Origin of the sequence: Rhodopseudomonas sp. BR0M22, from assembly GCF_010907035.1 — a bacterium.
Classification (GTDB): domain Bacteria; phylum Pseudomonadota; class Alphaproteobacteria; order Rhizobiales; family Xanthobacteraceae; genus Rhodopseudomonas.
The window spans coordinates 1-6,430 of record NZ_QUMK01000122.1 but is presented as its reverse complement, the minus strand read 5'-3'; the positions used below and the strand labels follow the sequence as shown (position 1 = coordinate 6,430).

The window sequence follows — 6,430 nt, the reverse complement described above, 5'->3', positions numbered from 1 at the left end:
GCGCACGCTTGATCGCCGCCTGCCGGGTCGGAGCGTTGATCTGCGCACCTAACAAATCGGTCACGTAGAACACGTCGCGGGCGCGCTCGCCGAAGGTCGCGACATGCGCCGAGGCGATGTTGAGGTTGAGCTTCGAGATCGCGGTCGTGAGTTGATACAGCAGGCCGGGGCGGTCGAGGCCGCTGACCTCGATCACGGTGTAGCGATCGGACCAGTTGTTGTTGATGTCGACTTCGGGCTCGACCACGAAGGCGCGCAGCTTGGCCTTGCTGCCTGAGGTGGCGCGGCGCGCCACCGCTTCGGGCAGCCGCAGCTTGCCCTCGAGCACCTCTTCGATGGTCTCGCCGATCCGGGTCGCCCGGCGGCCCTCGTCCTCGTCGCGATCGTATTCGCGGCTGATCGAGATGGTGTCGAGCGCGCGGCCGTCGGTGGTGGTGTAGATCTGGGCGTCGACGATGTTGGCGCTGGCGGACGCGCAGGCCCCGGCGATCACCGACAGCAGCCACGGATGGTCGACGGCGAGGATCGTCAGTTCGGTGACGCCTCTGGCTTCGTCGAAGCCGACATTGATCGCCAGCTTGTTGCCGGCCTGTTCGGAGGCGCGCAGGAAACGCGCATGGCGGATCTTGCGCTGCAGATCGACCTTCAGCCAGTACGCCGGGTAGTGGCGGGCCACATAGGCGTTGAGATCGGCTTCGGGCCATTCGGTGAAGGCGGCACGGAATTCGGCCTGCGCGGAGCGGATGCGTTCGGCGCGGTTCACTTCCGAGAAGCCGCCGGTCAGCACCGGCTCGGTCTCGTAGTACAAAGTGCGGATCAGTTGCGCCTTCCAGCCGTTCCACACCCCCGGGCCGACGCCGCGGATGTCGGCGGTGGTGAGGATCGTGAGCAGCTTCATCTGCTCGACGGTCTCGACCACGGCGGCGAAGTTTTCGATGGTCTTGCGGTCGGACAGATCGCGCGACTGCGCCACCGTGGACATCACCAGATGCTGTTCGATCAGCCACGCCACCAGTTCGGTGTCGGCGGCGCTGAAGCCGAATCGCGGGCACAGCCGCCGCGCCACCTTGGCGCCGGCGGTGGAGTGATCCTCGGGCTGGCCCTTGGCGATGTCGTGCAGCAGCACCGCGATGTACAGAACCACGCGATGATCGGGGCGGATCTTGCGCATCAGTTCGGACGACAGCATGAACTCGTCGTTGCCGCCGCGCTCGATCTCCTGAAGATTGCCGACGCAGCGGATCAGGTGCTCGTCCACCGTGTAGCTGTGATACATGTTGAACTGCATCATCGACACGATGCGGCCGAAAGCGCGGATGAAGCGACCGAGCACGCCGGTCTCGTTCATCCGCCGCAGCACCGGCTCGGCGTCGTCGGACGTGAGAATCTCCACGAACAGACGGTTGGCCTCCGGGTCGTCGCGAAGCTGCGGCGTGATCAGCGACAGCGATCGCGTCACGATCCGCATCGCGTCCGGGTGGAACGCGAGGCTGTTCTTCTGCGCCAGCCGGAAGATCCGGATCAGATTGACCGGGTCGTGCTTGAAGACGTCCGGCACCGCCAGATTGATGCGGTTGTTGTCGATGACGAAGTCGTCGCTCTCCGGCACCCGGCGGCGCTTGGCGGCGGGCCGCAGCCGCGCCATCATCCGGGTCAGCGCCGGCGCCGCCTTGGCCTGCTGGTCCTCCAGCTTGGCGCACAGGATCGCGGTGAGATTGCCGACTTCCTTGGCGATCAGGAAGTAGTGCTTCATGAACCGCTCGACGTCCTGCATTCCCGGATGCGACGTGTAGCCGAGCCGCACCCCGATCTCGCGCTGCAGGTCGAACGACAGCCGGTCTTCCGGGCGCTTGGTGACGAAGTGAATGTTGCAGCGGACCGACCACAGGAAGTCTTCGCAGCGGCGGAAGGTGCGCAGCTCGGCCGGATCGAACACGCCGCGTTCCGACAGCTCGCTGGTCTCGCGCACCCGGTAGACGTATTTGGCGATCCAGAACAGCGTGTGCAGGTCGCGCAGGCCGCCCTTGCCGTCCTTGACGTTGGGCTCGACCAGATAGCGCGACTGGCCTGAGCGGCGGTGGCGCTCCTCGCGTTCGGCCAGCTTGGCGGCGACGAACTCGGCCGCCGTGCCCTCGACCACCTCCTTGTCGAAGCGCTCGACCAGCTCGGCGTACAGCGCTTCGTCGCCGGCCAGAAACCGCGTCTCCAGGATCGCGGTGCGGATCGTCATGTCGGCGCGGGCCTGGCGGATGCATTCGTCGACCGAGCGGGTGGCGTGGCCGACCTTCAGGCCGATGTCCCACAGGCAGTACAGAATGACTTCGGCGACCTGCTCGCCCCAGGCGGTCTGCTTGTAGGGCAGGATGAACAAGAGATCGATGTCGCTCTCCGGCGCCATCAGGCCGCGGCCGTAGCCGCCGGTCGCCACCACCGTCATCCGCTCCGAACTCGATGGTGTCGGGGATTTGTAAAGGTACTCGGTTGCGGAGCTGAACAGCAGCCGGATGATTGCGTCCTGGACGAAGCACAGCCGCTCGGCGCAGCGCCGGCCGTGGCGGTCGCGCAGCAACTGCGCCTCGGCCTCGGTGCGGGCTTTCGCCAGTTCCGCCTTCATCAGCATCGCCAGCGCGGTGCGGAACGCAGCGTCGTCGCCGGCGTGCTTCTCGGCCAGCGTGGCGATCTCGGCGGCGACCCGGGCGCTGTCGAAGCGCTCGTCGGCGGCGGGGCGGGCAGGTGAAACGACTTTGTCCATGGCTATTTCCGGATATCGGACGGCAACGCTGCTGTCACGGAATTCCGCCCGAGGGTAACTGCGGAGGCGAGCTCGGGACAGGCCAGCATAGGCGCCCGCAACGGATTGTGACGATGGGATTTTCGTCAGTTTTCGCGAATTCTCCTTCTCATCGTCGCGAGCTTGTGAGAGAGGGGAACGCCGCTCCCGCGCCGGCGGGGGTACAACCTGCCGAAAGCGCAAGATGTCCGACAAAGTCTCCCCGCTCGCCCCCACCGACGTTCCCGCCATGCCGATGATCGCCGGCGTGCGCCTCGCGACCGCCGCGGCCGGCATCCGCTACAAGGGCCGCACCGACGTGCTGCTGGTCGAGATGGAGAAGGGCACCACCGTCGCCGGGGTGTTCACCACCTCGAAATGCGCTTCCGCGCCGGTCGAATGGTGCCGCGATAAGCTGAAGGGCGGCGGCGCCCGGGCGCTGGTGGTCAATTCCGGTAACGCCAATGCCTTCACCGGCAAGTCCGGTAAGCAGGCCACCGCGCTGACCGCGCAGCTCGCCGCCAAGGCGGTCGGCTGCAAGCCGGCCGAAGTGTTCCTGGCCTCGACCGGGGTGATCGGCGAGCCGCTCGACGCCACCAAGTTCGATGGCGTGCTCGACGCTCTGGCGCTCGACGCCGGGCCCGACGGCTGGATGGACGCCGCCAAGGCGATTATGACCACCGACACCTTTCCGAAGGTCGCGACCGCCACCGTCAAGCTCGGCAAGGCCAAGGTGACGATCAACGGCATGGCCAAGGGTGCCGGCATGATCGCGCCCGACATGGCGACGATGCTGTCGTTCATCTTCACCGATGCGCCGCTGTCGGCCTCCTGCCTGCAGGCGCTGCTCAAGGCCGGCGTCGCCGACACCTTCAACGCCGTCACCATCGACGGCGATACCTCGACCTCCGACACCCTGCTGGCGTTCGCGACCGGTGCGGCCGCCGAGAACGGTGCGCCGAAGATTTCGCGCGCCTCGGACCCGCGGCTGAAGGCGTTCGTCAAGGCGTTCAACGCTGTGCTGGCCGACCTGTCCGAGCAGGTGGCGCGCGACGGCGAAGGCGCCCGCAAGCTGGTCGAGATCATCGTCGAGGGCGCCAAGACCAAGGCTTCGGCGCGCAAGATCGCGCTATCGATCGCCAATTCGCCACTGGTGAAGACCGCGATCGCCGGCGAGGACGCCAATTGGGGCCGGGTGGTGATGGCGGTCGGCAAGGCCGGCGAGCCGGCCGATCGCGACAAGCTGTCGATCTCGTTCAACGGCATCCGCGTCGCCAAGGCCGGCGCGCGCGATCCGTCCTACAACGAGAAGGAAGTCTCGGCGCAGATGAAGAAGCCGGAAATCCAGATCAAGGTCGCCCTCGGCCTCGGCAAGGGTCGCGACCGCGTGCTGACCTGCGACCTGACCAAGGAATACGTCGCGATCAACGGCGACTATCGGTCGTGATGTTGGCGGTGCGGCGATGGTGAAGGGCACCATGCTTCCCCATTCACAAACGTCATCGCCCGCGAAAGCGGGCGACCCAGTACGCCGTGCCGCCCGTTACGCGACCGCAGCGCTCTGGAATACTGGGTGCCCCGCCTTCGCGGGGCACGACGGTGTTAATGGAGCGGGCGCAGTGCTTCAAACGCGGGGGCCGGCATGAACCTCCTCCTCGTCGTCGCCGTAGCGCTGATCGATGCCGATAATCGCGTGCTGATCGCGCAGCGGCCGAAGCACAAGCAGCTCGGCGGTCTGTGGGAGTTTCCCGGCGGCAAGCTCGATCCCGGCGAGCGGCCGGAGGCGGCGCTGATCCGCGAGCTCGACGAGGAGCTCGGCATCACCGTGAAGGAAGCCTGTCTGGCGCCGCTGACCTTCGCCAGCCACGCCTACGAGGACTTCCACCTCTTGATGCCGCTGTATGTCTGCCGGCGCTGGGAAGGCCTGGCGATGCCGCGCGAAGGTCAGGAGCTCGCCTGGGTTCGCGCCAACAAGCTCCGCGACTACCCGATGCCACCGGCGGATATCCCGCTGATCCCGCCGTTGATCGAATTGCTGATGTAATTTGAGCCGTAGCCGTAGCCCGCATGAGCGAAGCGACATGCGGGATTGCACACCCCGCATGTCGCTATCGCTCATGCGGGCTACGGGCTGCTACGAGTAGCAGCGTCATACGCGGGCTTGAACCGCCTGCGGGGCCGAAGCCCCTTCGGCGCGCGAAGGCGCGCGCATCCATTATCTTGCGAAGAGGGATGGATCGCCGGGTCGAGGCCGGCGATGACGGGGACAACGGAGCAGCTTCGGTGCTCCACATCGCATTCGTCAGCGCTTTCCCTTGATCGCCTCTTCCAAACTCGCTTTCGCCGAGCCCGGCTTCAGCGGCTGCTGCTGGCTTTCGTGGGGGGACCAGCCGGACAGCCAGACGATTTCGAAAGTGGCGCGGATGCGGCCGTCGGGATCGCTGAAGCGGTCGGCGTAGATCTGGGCCATGCGGCTCAGCGTGGCGCGGCGCAGCGGCGTCTTGCGGCGTTCGATCAGCAGATTGGTGGCGCCCATTCGCCGCAGGTCTTGCATCAGCGCGAACGCATGGTCGTAGCGCACCACCACGCGGTCGACATCGGTCACCGGCAGCGCGAAGCCGGCGCGTTGCAACAGCGCGCCGAGATCGCGCAGATCCGCGGCCGGCGCAACGCGGGGCGATACCCCGCCTTCGATCTCGGTCTCGGCTTCGGCGAATGCCTGGCGCAGTTCGGTCAGGGTGTCGCCGCCGGTCAGTGCGGCGAGCAGCAGGCCATCCGGCTTCAACGCGCGGCGAAGCTGCGCCAGCACGCCCGGCAAGTCGTTGGCGAATTGCAGCGCCAGCGCCGAGACCACGAGATCGAGCGAGCCGGGCGCGACCGGCAGCGTTTCGTCGCCCGACGCAGCAACCGCGATATGTTGCAGGTTGGGGAATCGCGGCAGCTTCAGCCCGCCGGGCGTCCAGAGGTCGGCGACGGCGGTGAAATCGCGCAGCACGGCGTGCAGCCGCTCGTCGATCTCGTCGGCGACGCGGTCGAGCAGGAAGCTGGCGGGGCCGAGCAGGGCGGCACGCTGCAGCCGCGCCGCCAGCAAGGTGCGATCGAACAGGATCGGTGTGGAACCGTTCATGGCCAATTCGAAGTCGTCTGCGGTGTGATCAGTTCAGCTTGGAGGCCGCGGAGGCCGGCCCCTGCTGCGAGGCTTCGAACATCTTCAGCACGGCGTCCAGCGCGTTGCGCAGGTGCAGTGCGCCGGCCTGGCTGCAGCGCAGTCGCGCGGTGGTGACGAATTTGACCTCGACCGAACCGTCAGCCAGCGGATTCAGCGTGCGTGCCGCGAGTTCGACCTCGACGCCGTTGGCGATCACCCCGTGCGCCGGAGCGATGTCGAAATAGACGTGCGGCGCGGTCGGAATATCCAGATAGGTGATGTCGGCGGACTTGTCGGTGGGTTCGGACACGGCAATCTCCCGGAGAAGGACTGCGGGTGTTGTGCGCTTTTTCCGCCGCCGGCACTACCCGGCCTTGACGGTTGTGGCGGCGAAGATAATTTCGCGTCATGCGTGTGGGGTGGGCTGGGTCGGCGGCGAGCGCTGGGGTGGTAACGGGCCTGCGCCGGATCTGGAGCCGCGCCGCCGAGGCCGTGCTCGGTCTGTCTCTTAT

The 6,430-nt window shown here is 66.8% G+C and carries 5 protein-coding genes; 2 read left to right on the top strand and 3 right to left on the bottom strand.

Features of this window, described 5'->3' with window-relative positions:
- Positions 1–2,752 (bottom strand): [protein-PII] uridylyltransferase (locus DY468_RS24125; protein ID WP_164608094.1); only part of this gene is annotated, 2,752 nt, incomplete at its 3' end.
- A gap of 223 nt (positions 2,753–2,975) precedes the next feature.
- Between DY468_RS24125 and argJ the strand changes: the two genes are divergently transcribed.
- Positions 2,976–4,217: a bifunctional glutamate N-acetyltransferase/amino-acid acetyltransferase ArgJ gene (gene argJ, locus DY468_RS24120; protein ID WP_164608092.1), complete on the top strand. Its 1,242-nt coding sequence runs from the start codon at positions 2,976–2,978 to the stop codon at positions 4,215–4,217.
- 195 nt (positions 4,218–4,412) lie between these two features.
- Positions 4,413–4,814, top strand: coding sequence for a (deoxy)nucleoside triphosphate pyrophosphohydrolase (locus DY468_RS24115; protein WP_164608091.1), 402 nt, complete (start codon positions 4,413–4,415; stop codon positions 4,812–4,814).
- A 258-nt stretch (positions 4,815–5,072) separates the two neighbouring features.
- Here DY468_RS24115 and DY468_RS24110 read toward each other — a convergent pair whose 3' ends face one another.
- On the bottom strand, positions 5,073–5,897 hold the full coding sequence (locus DY468_RS24110; protein WP_164608089.1) for a methyltransferase domain-containing protein: 825 nt from the start codon (positions 5,895–5,897) through the stop codon (positions 5,073–5,075).
- Positions 5,898–5,925: 28 nt separating this feature from the next.
- Positions 5,926–6,228: a hypothetical protein gene (locus DY468_RS24105; RefSeq protein ID WP_164608087.1), complete on the bottom strand. Its 303-nt coding sequence runs from the start codon at positions 6,226–6,228 to the stop codon at positions 5,926–5,928.
- Positions 6,229–6,430: the final 202 nt, after the last annotated feature.

Coding starts and splice junctions, on each gene's coding strand:
- argJ (WP_164608092.1), top strand. CDS start 2,976: ATGTCCGACAAAGTCTCCCCGCTCGCCCCCACCGACGTTCCCGCCATG.
- DY468_RS24115 (WP_164608091.1), top strand. CDS start 4,413: ATGAACCTCCTCCTCGTCGTCGCCGTAGCGCTGATCGATGCCGATAAT.
- DY468_RS24110 (WP_164608089.1), bottom strand. CDS start 5,897: ATGAACGGTTCCACACCGATCCTGTTCGATCGCACCTTGCTGGCGGCG.